Origin of the sequence: Curtobacterium sp. YC1 (assembly GCF_016267665.1) — a bacterium.
Classification (GTDB): Bacteria; Actinomycetota; Actinomycetes; order Actinomycetales; family Microbacteriaceae; genus Curtobacterium.
The window spans coordinates 2,094,487-2,111,223 of record NZ_CP066341.1; the positions used below are offsets into that span (position 1 = coordinate 2,094,487).

At 65.6% G+C, this 16,737-nt stretch carries 10 protein-coding genes and 3 rRNA genes; all 13 read right to left on the reverse strand.

Annotated elements, in window-relative coordinates:
- Window positions 1–33: 33 nt before the first annotated feature.
- Window positions 34–1,101, reverse strand: a complete 1,068-nt coding sequence (locus I8920_RS09830; RefSeq protein ID WP_198656185.1) for an NAD(P)/FAD-dependent oxidoreductase — start codon at window positions 1,099–1,101, stop codon at window positions 34–36.
- A 10-nt stretch (window positions 1,102–1,111) separates the two neighbouring features.
- Window positions 1,112–2,599: a glutamate--tRNA ligase gene (gene gltX / locus I8920_RS09835; RefSeq protein ID WP_198656186.1), complete on the reverse strand. Its 1,488-nt coding sequence runs from the start codon at window positions 2,597–2,599 to the stop codon at window positions 1,112–1,114.
- Window positions 2,600–2,702: 103 nt separating this feature from the next.
- Window positions 2,703–2,819: ribosomal RNA gene (gene rrf / locus I8920_RS09840) — 5S ribosomal RNA — on the reverse strand.
- A gap of 156 nt (window positions 2,820–2,975) precedes the next feature.
- Window positions 2,976–6,101: ribosomal RNA gene (locus I8920_RS09845) — 23S ribosomal RNA — on the reverse strand.
- 427 nt (window positions 6,102–6,528) lie between these two features.
- Window positions 6,529–8,050: ribosomal RNA gene (locus I8920_RS09850) — 16S ribosomal RNA — on the reverse strand.
- Together the 16S, 23S and 5S rRNA genes form the textbook arrangement of a ribosomal RNA operon.
- Before the next feature lie 547 nt (window positions 8,051–8,597).
- Entirely contained in the window at window positions 8,598–9,368 is a 771-nt protein-coding gene (locus I8920_RS09855) for a fumarylacetoacetate hydrolase family protein (RefSeq protein ID WP_198656187.1), read from the reverse strand.
- Window positions 9,369–9,398: 30 nt separating this feature from the next.
- Window positions 9,399–10,508: a branched-chain amino acid aminotransferase gene (locus tag I8920_RS09860; protein WP_198656188.1), complete on the reverse strand. Its 1,110-nt coding sequence runs from the start codon at window positions 10,506–10,508 to the stop codon at window positions 9,399–9,401.
- 15 nt (window positions 10,509–10,523) lie between these two features.
- Window positions 10,524–11,594, reverse strand: coding sequence for a 3-isopropylmalate dehydrogenase (locus tag I8920_RS09865; RefSeq protein ID WP_198656189.1), 1,071 nt, complete (start codon window positions 11,592–11,594; stop codon window positions 10,524–10,526).
- Complete coding sequence (gene serA / locus I8920_RS09870) at window positions 11,594–13,183, reverse strand: phosphoglycerate dehydrogenase (RefSeq protein WP_198656190.1); 1,590 nt, start codon at window positions 13,181–13,183, stop codon at window positions 11,594–11,596. The genes I8920_RS09865 and serA overlap by 1 nt, the downstream gene beginning before the upstream one ends.
- Before the next feature lie 214 nt (window positions 13,184–13,397).
- On the reverse strand, window positions 13,398–13,781 hold the full coding sequence (locus tag I8920_RS09875; protein ID WP_198656191.1) for a hypothetical protein: 384 nt from the start codon (window positions 13,779–13,781) through the stop codon (window positions 13,398–13,400).
- A complete protein-coding gene (locus tag I8920_RS09880) occupies window positions 13,778–14,242 on the reverse strand; it encodes a hypothetical protein (RefSeq protein ID WP_198656192.1) in 465 nt (154 codons plus the stop codon). Before I8920_RS09880 ends, I8920_RS09875 begins: the two co-directional genes overlap by 4 nt.
- Window positions 14,243–14,303: 61 nt before the next feature.
- Complete coding sequence (locus I8920_RS09885) at window positions 14,304–15,494, reverse strand: mannitol-1-phosphate 5-dehydrogenase (RefSeq protein ID WP_198656193.1); 1,191 nt, start codon at window positions 15,492–15,494, stop codon at window positions 14,304–14,306.
- A gap of 212 nt (window positions 15,495–15,706) precedes the next feature.
- A complete protein-coding gene (ilvC, locus tag I8920_RS09890) occupies window positions 15,707–16,732 on the reverse strand; it encodes a ketol-acid reductoisomerase (protein ID WP_198656194.1) in 1,026 nt (341 codons plus the stop codon).
- Window positions 16,733–16,737 lie beyond the last annotated feature (5 nt).

Genomic DNA, 16,737 nt, shown 5'->3' on the forward strand with positions numbered 1-16,737 from the left:
GCCTCTCGCCCCGATCACCCGGGGCACGATCAACTACTGTACAGCATCCCGGAGGTCCGTGAGACCACCCACCAGGTCGCGGTGCACCGCAGCAGCCGTCGCCGCACCGTGTCCGGCTGCGACGATGAGCTGTTCCGGCCCGGGAGGAGTGACGTCTCCCACCGCGTACAGGCCCGCGACCGAGGTCCGGCCCACCCGGTCGACCACGAGCAACCCGTCCGGATCTCGTCGGAGCACAGGTGGAGCGTCGGGCGTGTCGCGGGCGGCGCCCCCTGCTGCCCCGCCGTGCGCGTCCTCGGCGGAGTCGCCGGTCTCGGCGCTGGCGGTGACCTGGAGCCAGTCGAGGTCGGCGTGCCACGTCGGACGCACGAACCCGCCGGTCCGGGGCTCAATGTGTCCGTCGGCGAGCCGCACCCCGGTCATCCCGGTCCGGTCCCCCTCGAGGTCGGCGACGGGCCGCTCGTCCACCCGGACCCCTGCCGCATCCAGGCGAGCGCGTCCGGCGTCGTCGAGCGGCGCGACGCCGTTCGTGTAGACGATCAGGTCGTCGGTCCACGTGGCGATCAGCAGGGCACGGTCCACGACGTCGTCGGTCTCGCACACGAACGCGAGCGGCTGGCCGGCCTTGTCGTAAGCGTCGCACTCCACGCAGCTGTGCATCGACGTGCCGTAGAAGGCGCGCAGCATGGGCAGCGCCGGGAACTCCTCACGCAGACCGGTGGCCACGACGACCGTCCGCGCGCGGGCGTCCAGCTCGACGCCCCGCCACGAGCCGTGCACCGTCCACCCCGCGCCGTCAGGGGCCGGAGCGACCCGGTCCACGACGGACTGCACGACGGTCGCCTCCGGGTACCCCTCCACCTCGGTACGGCCGAGCTTGCGGAGTTCCAGCGGCGAGATCCCGTCCCGCGTCAGGAAGCCGTGTGACCGCAGGGTCGCCGCATTCCGGGGCCGGTTCGCGTCGACCAGCAGCACGGTGCGCTTGGCCCGGACCAGGTTGAGCGCTGCACTCAGCCCGGCCGGCCCGGCACCGATCACCGCGACGTCGTGCACGATGTCCTCGGACGTCGGCACCGGGACCGGGACCGCCGGACTGCTCATGGTCGGCGGTTCAGCTGCCCGCGAGGGCGCGCAGTCGGGTCAGCGTCGACGCCTTGCCGAGGATCTCCATCGACTCGAAGAGCGGCGGGCTGATACGACGGCCGGAGACGGCGACGCGGAGGGGTCCGAAAGCGACCCGGGGCTTGAGGCCGAGCTCGTCGATGAGCGCGGAGCGGAGCGCCTCCTCGATCGAGACCGTCGTCCAGGTGTCGAGCGGCTCGAGCGCCGCGATGCCGGCCGTCAGCACGGCGTCCGTGTCGCCCTTGAGCGAGGCCCGGGCATCGTCCCCGACCACCAGGTCGTCGTCGGCCGTGAACAGGAACCCCAGCATCGCGGGCGCCTCACCGAGCAGCTGCATGCGCTCCTGGACGAGCGGTGCGGCCTTGGTGAGCAGCTCGAGCTGCTCCGGGGTCGCGGGGTCGGACACGAACGCCGTCAGGTACGGCAGGAGCCGGTCGCGGAAGTCCTCCGGCGTGAGCAGGCGGATGTGGTCCCCGTTGATCGCCTCGGCCTTCTTGTGGTCGAAGCGTGCCGGGTTGGGGTTGACGTCGGTGACGTCGAACGCCTGCACCATCTCGTCGATCGAGAACACGTCGCGGTCGGGTCCGATCGACCAGCCGAGCAGTGCCAGGTAGTTGACGAGCCCTTCGGGGATCATGCCTGCGGCGCGGTGGTGGAACAGGTTCGACTCGGGGTCGCGCTTCGACAGCTTCTTGTTGCCCTCCCCCATCACGTAGGGCAGGTGGCCGAACACCGGGATCGACGGCGCCAGCCCGATCTCGTACAGGGCCTCGTACAGCGCGATCTGCCGCGGCGTCGACGACAGCAGGTCCTCGCCGCGCAGGACGTGCGTGATGCCCATCAGCGCGTCGTCCACCGGGTTCGTGAACGTGTACAGCGGGGTCCCGTTCGGACGCACCACGACGAAGTCCGGGAACGTGCCCTGCTTGAACGTGATCTCGCCGCGCACCAGGTCGTCGAAACTGAGGTCGCGGTCGGGCACCCGCAGCCGCAGTGCCGGCGAACGGCCCTCGTCGCGGAACGCCTGGCGCTCGGCGTCGGTCAGGTCCCGCTCGTGGTTGTCGTAGCCCTGCTTGGGGTCACGGCCGGCGGCACGGTTCCGGGCCTCCATCTCGTCGGGCGTCACGTAGGACTCGTAGATGTGGCCGGACGCCTTGAGCTTCGCGATCACGTCCTCGTAGATCGCCGTGCGCTCGGACTGCCGGTACGGGCCGTGCTCGCCGCCGGCGTCGACACCCTCGTCCCAGTCGAGCCGGAGCCAGCGCAGGGCGTCGAGGATCTGCGCGTACGACTCCTCGCTGTCCCGGGCGGCGTCGGTGTCCTCGATGCGGAACACGAGCTTGCCGCCGGTGTGCCGCGCGTAGGCCCAGTTGAACAGCGCAGTACGGATGAGCCCGACGTGCGGGGTCCCCGTCGGGCTGGGGCAGAAGCGGACGCGGACGTCGGGGCCAGAGGCAGTGGTGAAGGGCGCAGTCATGACCCGACAACCCTACCGCGGTGGCGGTTCGTCCCACTTCCCTGGAACGCAGAAAACCCCTGACCATGACTGGTCAGGGGTTCCCTGGTGTTTCCAACGTTAAGTCCGGCGGCGTCCTACTCTCCCACAAGGTCCCCCTTGCAGTACCATCGGCGCTGAGAGGCTTAGCTTCCGGGTTCGGAATGTGACCGGGCGTTTCCCTCTCGCTATGACCACCGGAACACTCTCGACCATGATGATGCTTGGTCTCAAAGCTGTCCCGGCTACCACCCACACAAAAGTGGGTGGAGCGGTGTATTCAGTTTGATTCCCGATCGTCTGTCGGGAACCACAAAGTGGACGCGAGCCCCGCACACAAGGTGCGGGAAATCAGTGTGTTATCAAGTCTTCGGCTTATTAGTACCGGTCAGCTCCACGGGTCGTTAGTCCCCGCTTCCACATCCGGCCTATCAACCCAGTAGTCTGCTGGGAGCCTCTCACACTCAAGGTGCATTGAAATCTCATCTCGAAGACGGCTTCCCGCTTAGATGCTTTCAGCGGTTATCCGGTCCGAACGTAGCTAATCAGCGGTGCCCTTGGCAGAACAACTGACACACCAGAGGTTCGTCCATCCCGGTCCTCTCGTACTAGGGATAGATCTTCTCAAATTTCCAACGCGCGCAGCGGATAGGGACCGAACTGTCTCACGACGTTCTAAACCCAGCTCGCGTACCGCTTTAATGGGCGAACAGCCCAACCCTTGGGACCTACTCCAGCCCCAGGATGCGACGAGCCGACATCGAGGTGCCAAACCATGCCGTCGATATGGACTCTTGGGCAAGATCAGCCTGTTATCCCCGAGGTACCTTTTATCCGTTGAGCGACAGCGCTTCCACAAGCCACTGCCGGATCACTAGTCCCGACTTTCGTCCCTGCTCGACCTGTCAGTCTCACAGTCAAGCTCCCTTGTGCACTTACACTCGCCACCTGATTGCCAACCAGGTTGAGGGAACCTTTGGGCGCCTCCGTTACTCTTTGGGAGGCAACCGCCCCAGTTAAACTACCCATCAGGCACTGTCCATGAACCCGATCAGGGTCCTACGTTAGACATCCAAAGTGACCAGAGTGGTATTTCAACAATGACTCCACGAACACTAGCGTGCCCGCTTCACAGTCTCCCACCTATCCTACACAAGCCACTCCGAACACCAATACCAAACTGTAGTAAAGGTCACGGGGTCTTTCCGTCCTGCTGCGCGTAACGAGCATCTTTACTCGTAGTGCAATTTCGCCGAGTTCGCGGTTGAGACAGCTGGGAAGTCGTTACGCCATTCGTGCAGGTCGGAACTTACCCGACAAGGAATTTCGCTACCTTAGGATGGTTATAGTTACCACCGCCGTTTACTGGGGCTTAAATTCAGAGCTTCGCCCAAAGGCTAACCCTTCCTCTTAACCTTCCAGCACCGGGCAGGCGTCAGTCCGTATACATCGTCTTGCGACTTCGCACGGACCTGTGTTTTTAGTAAACAGTCGCTTCCCACTGGTCTCTGCGGCCTTCAACGCTCACGGAGCAAGTCCGGTCACGCGTCCGGCCCCCCTTCTCCCGAAGTTACGGGGGCATTTTGCCGAGTTCCTTAACCACGATTCTCTCGATCTCCTTGGTATTCTCTACCTGACCACCTGAGTCGGTTTCGGGTACGGGCGGCTGCAACCTCGCGTCGATGCTTTTCTCGGCAGCATAGGATCACTGATTTCCCCTTACGGGTACGCGTCGGATCTCAGGCACACAGACGACGGATTTGCCTATCGTCAGCCCTACATCCTTACACCAGGATCACCTTACGGATACCATCGCCTGGCTCAGCTACCTTCCTGCGTCACACCTGTTCATACGCTAACCGCACCAGCATGGGGTCGAGCGTTAGACCGGACACCATCACCCCGAAGGGATCCGGTGAGCCGGGTTAGGACTCTTAGCACCACTGGATTAGCTTGGGCGGTTGTTCGCCGGTACGGGAATATCAACCCGTTGTCCATCGACTACGCCTGTCGGCCTCGCCTTAGGTCCCGACTTACCCAGGGCGGATTAACCTGGCCCTGGAACCCTTGGTCTTTCGGAGGACGGGTTTCTCACCCGTCTTTCGCTACTCATGCCTGCATTCTCACTCGTGTAGCGTCCACGGCTGGATCACTCCGCCGCTTCACTCGCCACACGACGCTCTCCTACCACTCCGCACGACTGAACCACGAAGGCTTGTCGAATGTGCGAAATCTACAACTTCGGTGGTGTGCTTGAGCCCCGTTACATTGTCGGCGCGGAATCACTTGACCAGTGAGCTATTACGCACTCTTTCAAGGGTGGCTGCTTCTAAGCCAACCTCCTGGTTGTCTGTGCAACTCCACATCCTTTCCCACTTAGCACACGCTTAGGGACCTTAGTTGGTAGTCTGGGTTGTTTCCCTCTCGACGATGAAGCTTATCCCCCACCGTCTCACTGCTGCGCTCTCACTCACCGGCATTCGGAGTTTGGCTGACGTCAGTAACCTGTTGAGGCCCATCGGCCATCCAGTAGCTCTACCTCCGGCGAGAAACACGCAACGCTGCACCTAAATGCATTTCGGAGAGAACCAGCTATCACGAAGTTTGATTGGCCTTTCACCCCTATCCACAGCTCATCCCCTCCATTTTCAACTGAAGTGGGTTCGGTCCTCCACGACGTCTTACCGTCGCTTCAACCTGGCCATGGATAGATCACTTCGCTTCGGGTCTAGAACATGCGACTCAAACGCCCTATTCAGACTCGCTTTCGCTACGGCTGCCCCACACGGGTTAACCTCGCCACATATCACTAACTCGCAGGCTCATTCTTCAAAAGGCACGCCGTCACCCCTACAAGGAGGCTCCGACGGTTTGTAAGCAAACGGTTTCAGGTACTATTTCACTCCCCTCCCGGGGTACTTTTCACCTTTCCCTCACGGTACTTGTCCGCTATCGGTCATCTGGGAGTATTTAGGCTTATCAGGTGGTCCTGACAGATTCACACGGGATTTCTCGGGCCCCGTGCTACTTGGGATACACATCCGGCCATAACACCATTTCGTCTACGGGGCTGGCACCCACTACGGCCCGGCTTTCAAACCGGTTCGACTATGATGCGCTGTAACCGCCCCAGTCCGGCAGAACTGAGCGACGTGTCCCACAACCCCGACCATGCAACGCCCGCCGGCTATCACACATGATCGGTTTAGCCTCATCCGCTTTCGCTCGCCACTACTCACGGAATCACATGTTGTTTTCTCTTCCTGTGGGTACTGAGATGTTTCACTTCCCCACGTTCCCTCTACCCGCCCTATATATTCAGGCGGGAGTCACCAGGTCGCAGAACGCCTGGCGGGGTTTCCCCATTCGGAAATCCTCGGATCAAAGCTCGATTATCAGCTCCCCGAGGCTTATCGCAGATTTCTACGTCCTTCTTCGGCTCCAGATGCCAAGGCATCCACCGTTTGCTCTTAGAAACTTGACCACAAAGATTAAAATTGCGATCCAACGTCACCAATCAACAACCCAAAGGCTGATCATGGATGACGCGAATCAAAGATGCTCGCGTCCACTGTGTAGTTCTCAACATACGATCGGCACCAGCACTCCCCCACCAACAGGTAGGATCACACCGGCCCGACGAAGAACCAGCAACCAGAACGAACCCGTCCCAGTCACAGCTCAACCCTCAGTCCATCACAGACCGAGAAGCCTGGTCCCTCAGGACCCAACAACGTGCACCAGCCAGCAGCTCCACCCCAACCCGTTCCAACCCTGCAAGCAGGACGTACTGAGACCGGAAGCATCACTCCCAACTGCACTGTCAATGTTCCACCCATGAGCTACCCGTCGGACACGTTCGGTCCGAATCGGGCGCCTGGACACCGCAAGCGATGCCAGATGCTCCTTAGAAAGGAGGTGATCCAGCCGCACCTTCCGGTACGGCTACCTTGTTACGACTTAGTCCTAATCACCGATCCCACCTTCGACGGCTCCTTCCACAAGGGTTAGGCCACCGGCTTCGGGTGTTACCGACTTTCATGACTTGACGGGCGGTGTGTACAAGGCCCGGGAACGTATTCACCGCAGCGTTGCTGATCTGCGATTACTAGCGACTCCGACTTCATGAGGTCGAGTTGCAGACCTCAATCCGAACTGAGACCGGCTTTTTGGGATTCGCTCCACCTTACGGTATCGCAGCCCTTTGTACCGGCCATTGTAGCATGCGTGAAGCCCAAGACATAAGGGGCATGATGATTTGACGTCATCCCCACCTTCCTCCGAGTTGACCCCGGCAGTCTCCTATGAGTCCCCGGCATAACCCGCTGGCAACATAGAACGAGGGTTGCGCTCGTTGCGGGACTTAACCCAACATCTCACGACACGAGCTGACGACAACCATGCACCACCTGTACACCGACCACAAGGGGGCGACCATCTCTGGCCGTTTCCGGTGTATGTCAAGCCTTGGTAAGGTTCTTCGCGTTGCATCGAATTAATCCGCATGCTCCGCCGCTTGTGCGGGCCCCCGTCAATTCCTTTGAGTTTTAGCCTTGCGGCCGTACTCCCCAGGCGGGGCGCTTAATGCGTTAGCTACGACACAGAAACCGTGGAAAGGTCCCTACATCTAGCGCCCAACGTTTACGGCATGGACTACCAGGGTATCTAATCCTGTTCGCTCCCCATGCTTTCGCTCCTCAGCGTCAGTTACGGCCCAGAGATCTGCCTTCGCCATCGGTGTTCCTCCTGATATCTGCGCATTCCACCGCTACACCAGGAATTCCAATCTCCCCTACCGCACTCTAGTCTGCCCGTACCCACTGCAAGCCCGAGGTTGAGCCTCGGGATTTCACAGCAGACGCGACAAACCGCCTACGAGCTCTTTACGCCCAATAATTCCGGACAACGCTTGCACCCTACGTATTACCGCGGCTGCTGGCACGTAGTTAGCCGGTGCTTTTTCTGCAGGTACCGTCACTTTCGCTTCTTCCCTACTAAAAGAGGTTTACAACCCGAAGGCCGTCATCCCTCACGCGGCGTTGCTGCATCAGGCTTTCGCCCATTGTGCAATATTCCCCACTGCTGCCTCCCGTAGGAGTCTGGGCCGTGTCTCAGTCCCAGTGTGGCCGGTCACCCTCTCAGGCCGGCTACCCGTCGTCGCCTTGGTGAGCCATTACCTCACCAACAAGCTGATAGGCCGCGAGTCCATCCCCAACCAAAAAATCTTTCCACCACCAGACCATGCGGCCGGCAGTCGTATCCAGTATTAGACGTCGTTTCCAACGCTTATCCCAGAGTCAGGGGCAGGTTACTCACGTGTTACTCACCCGTTCGCCACTAATCCACCCAGCAAGCTGGGCATCATCGTTCGACTTGCATGTGTTAAGCACGCCGCCAGCGTTCGTCCTGAGCCAGGATCAAACTCTCCGTAAAAAATTACAACCAACACCCGAAAGCGTCAGCGAGTTGATTCTGACTGTCGACTGTCTACTGACAATCTTCAATCCAAAAGGAATTGTCTCAAACCCAGCCCGAAGGCCAGGCACGAGGTCAATAAAATTGGCATTGACAATGTGCACGCTGTTGAGTTCTCAAGGACCAGACGCACTCCCCGCTCCGCCCGAAACACGAGCATCGCCAGAGAGGCATTCGTCTTGCACCACCCGAACACACGCCGAATCACTCCGACTGTTCAGGGGGATGGTTGCCTGAGCGGGACCCCGTCCGGACTGCGTCTCAGGGGTTCAACCCTGTGACCGTCTCGGCCGTTCCGTTCTCCGCCTCAGCGGCAACGAGTGATTACTTTACGCAGAGGTGAACACCAGCGCCAAGCCAGCCCACATCCCGGGCGTGTCGTACCCCGACTCCCCCGGAAACACGCGGAACACGGGGTACTCGGGGCAGCTGAGGCGCTCAACGCAGTCCCCCGGGAACGGCGAACGGCCCGCTCCCCACGGGGAACGGGCCGTCTCCGGTCGTGTCAGTGCTTGGCGATGACGGGGTTCTTCAGTGACCCGATGCCCGAGACCGTCACCTCGACGATCTCGCCGTCGCGGATCTGACCGACGCCGGCCGGGGTGCCGGTCAGGATGACGTCGCCGGGCAGCAGGGTCCAGATCGAGGACACGAACTCGACGAGCGACGGGATGTCGTGCACCATCTCGTTCGTCGAGGCGGCCTGACGCAGGTCGCCGTCCACCCGGGTCTCGATGCGGATGTCCGACGGGTCGATCTCGGTCTCGATGACCGGACCGAGCGGGCAGAACGTGTCGAAGCCCTTGGCGCGGGTCCACTGTCCGTCGCGAGCCTGCAGGTCTCGGGCGGTGACGTCGTTCGCGATCGTGTACCCGAGGATGACGCTCGCGAAGTCCTCGCGGCGGACGTTCTTGGCCAGCGACCCGATCACGATGGCGAGTTCGCCCTCGTGGTCGACGCGCCCGATGTCGGCCGGCAGCCGGATGGGCTCGTCAGGACCGATGACCGAGGTGTTCGGCTTGAGGAACACCACCGGGTCGTCACCGGCACGCTCGTCCATCTCGGACGCGTGCTCGGAGTAGTTGAGGCCGACGCCGATGACCTTCGACCGCGGGATGACGGGGGCCAGGAGCTTGGCGTCCGCGAGCGCGACCCGCTCCCCCGTGGTCTCGAAGCCCTGGTACATCGGGTCACCGGCGAGCACCACCAGGTGCCGCTCGTCGAGGATGCCGTACCGGGGGTCTTCACCCTTGCTGCTGAACCGTGCGATCTTCACCGTTCGACCCTACCCACGCTCGCCGGTCGATCAGGACGCGTCGGTCAGCTTGGTCATCCACCCGTGCGGGTCGGGACGACGGCCGTACTGGATGTCGGTGAGCTCGTCACGCAGCGACATCGTGAGCTCGCCGGCGCCGACGGTCGGGGACCCGATGGTGAAGCCCTCGCCGCGGAGCTCCGCGATCGGGGTCACCACGGCGGCCGTCCCGCAGGCGAACGCCTCGGTGATCGAGCCGTCCGCGACGCCGTCGCGCCACTCGTCGAGGGTGACCCGACGCTTCTCGACGGTGAGCCCGCGGTCCTCCGCCAACTGCAGGATCGAGTCGCGGGTGATCCCCTCGAGGATCGAGTCGGAGTCCGGCGTGACGAGCGTGCCGTCCGACTTCACCAGGACGACGTTCATGCCGCCGAGCTCCTCGAGGTACTTGCCCTCCACCGAGTCGAGGAACATCACCTGCTGGCACCCGTGCTCGTAGGCCTCCTGCTGGGGCAACAGGGACGACGCGTAGTTGCCGCCGGTCTTCGCCGCTCCGGTCCCGCCCTTGCCGGCCCGCGCGTACTGCGTCGACAGCCAGATCGAGACCGGCTTCGGTCCGGACGTGAAGTACGCACCGGCCGGGCTCGCGATGCAGTGGTAGGCCACCGCCTGTGCCGCACGGACGCCCAGGAACGACTCGGTCGCGATCATGAACGGTCGCAGGTACAGGCTGGTCTCGGGCGCCGAGGGCACCCAGTCGACGTCGGTGCGCACGAGCTGCCGGATCGACTCGACGAACGCCTCGACCGGCAGCTCCGGCAGCGCCAGGCGCCGGGCGGACCGCTGGAAGCGTCGCGCGTTGGCGTCCGGCCGGAAGGACCACACCGAGCCGTCCGCGTGCCGGTACGCCTTGAGCCCCTCGAAGATCTCCTGCGCGTAGTGCAGGACACTCGCGCTCGGGTCGAGGGACAGCGGGCCGTACGGGTGGATCGATGCGCTGTGCCAGCCGTCGTCGAGCGTCCACTCGACCGTCGCCATGTGGTCGGTGAAGTGCTTGCCGAAGCCCGGGTCGGCGAGGATCTGCTCGCGCTCGGCGGCGGCTCGTCGGTCGACGGACGGTGTGCTGGCGAACTCGAGTCCGAAGTCGGTGTCGGTGCTCATGGGGAGGACTCCTTCTCAGGCGGTGGTGGTGCGTGCCGTGGCCGCGGCGGCGATCGCGTCGCCGATCGCGGCCGTGCTGCGCTGCGTGGTGCCCCGGTCGGCGAGGTCGGACTCCACCGCGCTCGTCACCGCCGCCGCCAGGTCGCTGCGACCGAGGTGGTCGAGCAACAGGGCGACGGACAGGATCGCGGCGGTGGGGTCGGCCAGCTGCTGACCGGCGATGTCCGGTGCGGAACCGTGCACCGGCTCGAACATGCTGGGGAAGGCGCCGTCCGGGTTGACGTTGCCCGAGGCCGCCAGCCCGATGCCGCCGCTGATCGCGCCGGCGAGGTCGGTGATGATGTCGCCGAACAGGTTGTCGGTGACGATGACGTCGAAGCGCGCGGGGTCGCGGACCATGTGGATGGTGACCGCGTCGACGTGCTGGTAGTCGACCGTGACGTCCGGGTACTCGCTGGCGACGGCCGCGACGGTGCGCTGCCACAGGGCGCCGGCGTGCACCAGGACGTTGCTCTTGTGCACGAGCGTCAGGTGCCGGCGAGGGCGCCGGTCGGCCAGGTCGAAGGCGTACCGGACGACCCGCTCGACCCCGAAGGCCGTGTTCAGCGAGACCTCGGTCGCGATCTCCTGCGGGGTGCCGGTGCGGATGGCTCCCCCGTTGCCCACGTAGGGCCCCTCGGTGCCCTCGCGCACCACCACGAAGTCGACCTCGCCCGGGTCGGCAAGCGGGGTCGCCACCGCCGCGTGCACCTTCGTCGGGCGGAGGTTGACGTAGTGGTCGAACGCGAACCGCAGCTTCAGGAGCAGGCCGCGCTCGATGATGCCGCCGGCGAGCCGCGGGTCGCGCGGGTCCCCACCCACCGCGCCGAGCAGGATCGCGTCGTGCTCGGCGATCTCGGCCATGTCGTCCTCGGTGAGGATGTCCCCGGTCGACAGGTACCGCGCGGCACCGAGTGCGAACGGTGTCTCCTGGACCACGAGGTCGTCGGGGAGGACGGCGTGCAGGACCTTCAGGGCCTCGTCGACGACCTCCGGGCCGATGCCGTCGCCGCGGATGACCGCGAGCCTGATCGTCTGGACGGTCATCAGAGGGTGATGTCGATCTCGCGGAGGGACGACGCGTCGATCGTCGACCGGACGTGCTCGAGGATCTCCGTGGGGACGGGCGAGTCGACCGTCAGGACGCTGAGCGCCTGACCACCCGCGGCCTCGCGCGAGATCTGCATCGCCGCGATGTTGATGCCGGCCTCGCCGAACTCCTTGCCGTAGACCGCGACGATGCCGGGTCGGTCCGTGTACTCCATCACGACGTGGTGCCGGTCGAGCGGGACCTCGACGTCGTGCCCGTTGATCTCGACGAGCTTCTCGACCTGCTTCTGGCCGGTGAGCGTGCCGGAGACGCTGATCGCAGGGCCGTCGGACTGCGCGCCGCGGATCGTCAGGACGTTGCGGTACTCGGGGCTGTCCGTCTCGGTGATGAGCCGGACGGTGACCCCGCGCTGCTCCGCGATGAGCGGGGCGTTGACGTACGAGACCTGGTCGCTGACGACGTCGGTGAAGACGCCCTTGAGCGCCGCCAGCTTCAGCACGCTGGCGTCGTACCCGGCGAGTTCGCCGCGCACCTCGACGTCGATGCTCGTGACGGGCGAGGTCGCGAGGGCGGTGAACACCTGGCCGAGCTTCTCGATCAGCGGGATGCCGGGACGCACGTAGGGGTCGATGACGCCGCCGGCGACGTTCACGGCGTCCGGGACGAGCTCGCCGCCGAGCGCCAGGCGCACGGACTTGGCGACCGAGACGCCCGCCTTCTCCTGCGCCTCGTCGGTGGAGGCACCGAGGTGCGGCGTCACGACGACGTTCGGCAGGGACACGAGCGGCGAGTCCTTCGGCGGCTCCGAGACGAAGACGTCGAGACCGGCACCGGCGATCGTGTTCGCCGTGAGCGCCCGGTGCAGGGCGTCCTCGTCGATGAGCCCGCCGCGGGCGACGTTCACGACGAACGCGGTCGGCTTCATGAGCGCGAACTGGTCGTCGGAGATCATCCCGAGGGTCTCCGGCGTCCGGGGCATGTGGATCGTGACGAAGTCCGCGCGCCGCAGCAGGTCGTCGAGGGAGACGAGCTCCACCCCGAGCTGCTGCGCGCGAGCCGTCGTGACGTAGGGGTCGTACGCGATGACCGACACCCCGAAGGCCTGCAGGCGCTGCGTGATGAGCGCGCCGATGCGGCCGAGACCGATGATGCCGACGGTCTTCTCGTAGAGCTCGACGCCCGTGTAGGACGAGCGCTTCCAGGCACCGGCCGCCAGGGACGCGTGCGCGGCCGGGATGTGCCGGGCGAGGGACAGGATGTGCCCGACGGTGAGTTCCGCCGCCGAGATGATGTTCGACGTCGGAGCGTTCACCACCATCACGCCTGCGGTGGTCGCCGCCTTGATGTCCACGTTGTCGAGGCCGACGCCGGCACGGGCGATGACCTTGAGCTCCGGAGCGGCCGCGATGGCCTCGGCGTCGACCTTGGTGGCGGACCGCACGAGCACGGCATGCGCGTCGGACAGCGCGTCCAGGAGCGCGGCGCGGTCGGTGCCGTCCACGTTCCGGATCTCGAAGTCGGGCCCGAGGGCGTCGACCGTGGCGGGCGAGAGTTCTTCGGCGATCAGGACGACCGGCTTCGACACAGCAGCTGTTTCCTCACACGAGACGGTTGGTATCCCACCATGCTATCGACGCAGGCGGTCGGTTACGACCGCCCGGGGCGGCCTGTCGAGGACCACACGGGCCGAGCCCACGCCGCCGGTCCCGGACCGACGCACCAGCGGCGGTCCGGCCGTACCGGTGACGGGAGGCGCGGGGCGGGACCGACCCGCGCCTCCAGGCCGGCGGGCGGTCGCGTCAGAAGTCCAGCAGCGTCGGCACGAACAGCTGGAGGTCCAACCAGAGCGCGCCGGCCCCCGCGAAGGCGACGACGAACACCGCGAGGGTGACGCGGAGGCTCGCTCGTCGGGTGACGACGAGCGCGACGACGAAGGCGACGGGGGCGATGAGGATGTCGAGCACCAGCCAGAGCCACGGCGTGCTGGTCTGCAGCGAGTCGCCGCCGGAGGTGGTCTCGAGGAAGGCGTTGAACGCCTCGACCCGCTGCGCGATCTGCGCGAGGTTCCCGACGGCCTGGGCCGTCATGTAGGCGAAGAGCACGGCGAACACGACCCAGACGACGACCCGACCCACGACGGTCGCCGAGGGGCGCCGCGTCGTCGCCGGCACCGCGCCGGTCACCCGAAGCTCCGCGTGAGGAGGAACGGCCAGGGGAACAGCACGGCGGCACCGAGGAGCATCCAGAGCAGGCGTGTGCGCGTCCGGCTGCCACGGGCAGCCCAGAGGACGACCGTGAACCAGAGTGCCGGCGCGAGGATGGCGAGGAACCGCAGGACCTCGACGAAGACGGTCAGCACCGAGTCGACGCCGGAGACGTACGCGGTGGACGCGGTGAGCAACCAGGCCACCGTGTACAGCAGGTACAGGCCGCCGAAGACGCCGAAGCCGACGAGCGCGCCGGAGGTCTCGGGGGCCTCGGGGTCGCGCGCACCGCGCTCTCGCACGGCGACCGGGTTGTGTGCGGCGTCGACGTGCGTGGCGTCGTCGGCGTCACCCCAGCTGAGCGCGGCCTCGTCGGTGTCGACGGCGTTCGTCACGTCCGGGTCGGTCGACCCGTCTGGTGGGGATGCTGCCGTGGTCATGCCCTCGATCCTACGAGGGACCCGCTCCCCGCGGCACCACCGCGGGTCCGGAGCGGTGCGGTCAGGCGTCGGCTGGCTGCGACTCGAGGACCTGGGCGACGACGTCGCGGACGGCCGGGAAGAGCGGGTGGCTCTCCATCAGGCCGGTGAGGATCTCGGTGAGCGCGTGCGCGGTGGCACCGGAGCGCAGCAGTGCGTGCAGCTCGATCGACTCCGGGTCGTTCTCGTCGTCGAAGGCGAGGGCGGCGCGCACCGACCCGAGCAGGTGCTCGACGGGCAGGCCGCGCTCGGCGAGCTGCGACGCCGGCCCCACGAACCGCTCGCGGCGGCCGAGCTTGCGGAGCGGGTTCCGTCCCACACGCGCCGTGGTGTCCGGGAGGTGCGGGTTCGCGATGCGGGACAGGTTCGCGGCGACGTAGCGGGCGTGCGCCGCCGGGTCGAAGCCGTGCTTGGCGACCAGCAGCGCGGTCGTCTCGGCGAGCACACCGTCCACCTCGGCGCGGACGGCGTCGTCCTCGAGGGCCTCGCGGATGAGGCGGATCCCCCGGACGTAGCCGTGGTAGGCGGCGGTGGCGTGCGCGGTGTTGACCGTGTAGAGCTTCCGCTCGACGAACGGCTGCAGGTCGTCGACCCAGGTGACGCCCTCGATCGTGGGCGGTTCGGCGTCGGAGCCGAGGAACGGGGTGCGCTCGATGACCCACTCGTAGAACGGCTCGAGCACGACGTCGAGCCCACCGGACTGTCCGAGCACGCCGGACTGGTCCGGCACGATGCGGTCGATGGCGCAGTTCGCGAAGACGGCGGCGATGACGCGGTCCTCGAGGATCGGGGCGCGACGGATGCTGGCGTGCAGGGAGTCCGTGGCGTTGAACGCGTTCTCGCAGGCGACGATCGTCACGTCACCGCGCTCGAGCGGACGTGCCGCGAGGCCCTCGGCGATGAGCGGTGCCACGAGCGGCAGGGTGCGGGCACCGACCGCCGTGGTCACGACGTCGGCCTCGGCGATGGCCTGCACGACGCGCTCGCGGTCGGTCTTGCTGTTGAGTGCGCGGAACCCGTGCACGAGGTGCTCGACCGGCATCTCGCCGACCTCGTGCACCACGAAGCGGCCGGCTTCGTTGAGGGCGGAGACCACCCGGTCGTCGACGTCGACGAAGGTGAGCTCGAAGCCGCTCGCCACGAGGAACTGGCCCACGAACCCGCGCCCGATCTTGCCGGCGCCGATGTGGACCGCTCGCTTCGTCACCGCCATCCGACGATCCTCCCACGCTGCTCGCACCGGTCGTGACCGCGGACGCTCGGAACGGACACGGTCGGTCGGGATCCGACCCGTCGCAGGACGGAGTTCGGCCGCTGGGCCGCGCGGGGACTGGATGAGAGCTGCTGCATAACGTTCGGGTCACATCGCGAGGCGGCGGTGCAGGACTGCACCGCCGCCTCGAGAGTCGAGTGGTCCTCCAGAGACTACCGCGCGGCCGAGCCGTCGACGTAGTCGCCGTCGTTCTGCTTCCACGCGAAGAGCGCGCGGAGCTCACGACCGGTGGCCTCGATCGGGTGGCCCTCGCCCTTGGCGCGGAGTTCCTTGAACTCGGGGGCGCCGGCGTCCTGGTCGTCGATGAAGCGCTTGGCGAAGGCACCGTTCTGGATGTCCGCGAGCACGGCCTTCATGTTCTCCTTGACCTCGGGCGAGATCACGCGCGGGCCGGAGACGTAGTCACCGAACTCGGCGGTGTCGGAGATCGACCAGCGCTGCTTGGTGAGGCCGCCCTCCCAGATGAGGTCCACGATGAGCTTGAGCTCGTGCAGGACCTCGAAGTACGCGATCTGCGGCTGGTAGCCCGCCTCGACCAGGGTCTCGAAGCCGTACTGGATGAGCTGCGAGGTGCCACCGCACAGGACGGCCTGCTCGCCGAACAGGTCGGTCTCGGTCTCCTCGGTGAAGGTGGTCTTGATGCCACCGGAGCGCAGGCCGCCGATGGCCTTGGAGTAGGACCACGCGAGGTCCCACGCCGAGCCGGACGCGTCGACCTCGACCGCGACGATGACCGGCACACCGCGGCCGGCCTCGTACTCGCGGCGCACGGTGTGACCGGGGCCCTTCGGTGCGACGAGCGAGACGTCGACGCCCTCGGGGGCCTGGATGTACCCGAAGCGGATGTTGAAGCCGTGGCCGAAGACGAGCGTGGCGCCCTGCTTGAGGTTCGGCTCGATGTCCTCGGCGTACACGATGCGCTGGACCTGGTCCGGCGCGAGGATGACGACGACGTCCGCCCAGGCGGTGGCCTCGGCCGGGGTGAGGACCTCGAAGCCCGCCTCCTCCGCCTTCTGCCGGCTCTTCGAGCCCTCCTTGAGGCCGATCTTCACCTCGACGCCGCTGTCGCGGAGGTTGAGGGCGTGGGCGTGGCCCTGCGAGCCGTAGCCGATGACGGCGACCTTCTTGCCCTGGATGAGCGTCAGGTCGGCGTCGGCGTCGTACACGATGTCAGTCACGGTGC

Excerpts from the sequence above, each read along its gene's own strand:
- I8920_RS09830 (WP_198656185.1), bottom strand. The coding sequence starts at position 1,101 with ATGAGCAGTCCGGCGGTCCCGGTCCCGGTGCCGACGTCCGAGGACATC.
- gltX (WP_198656186.1), bottom strand. The coding sequence starts at position 2,599 with ATGACTGCGCCCTTCACCACTGCCTCTGGCCCCGACGTCCGCGTCCGC.
- I8920_RS09860 (WP_198656188.1), bottom strand. The coding sequence starts at position 10,508 with ATGAGCACCGACACCGACTTCGGACTCGAGTTCGCCAGCACACCGTCC.
- I8920_RS09865 (WP_198656189.1), bottom strand. The coding sequence starts at position 11,594 with ATGACCGTCCAGACGATCAGGCTCGCGGTCATCCGCGGCGACGGCATC.
- I8920_RS09880 (WP_198656192.1), bottom strand. The coding sequence starts at position 14,242 with ATGACCACGGCAGCATCCCCACCAGACGGGTCGACCGACCCGGACGTG.
- I8920_RS09885 (WP_198656193.1), bottom strand. The coding sequence starts at position 15,494 with ATGGCGGTGACGAAGCGAGCGGTCCACATCGGCGCCGGCAAGATCGGG.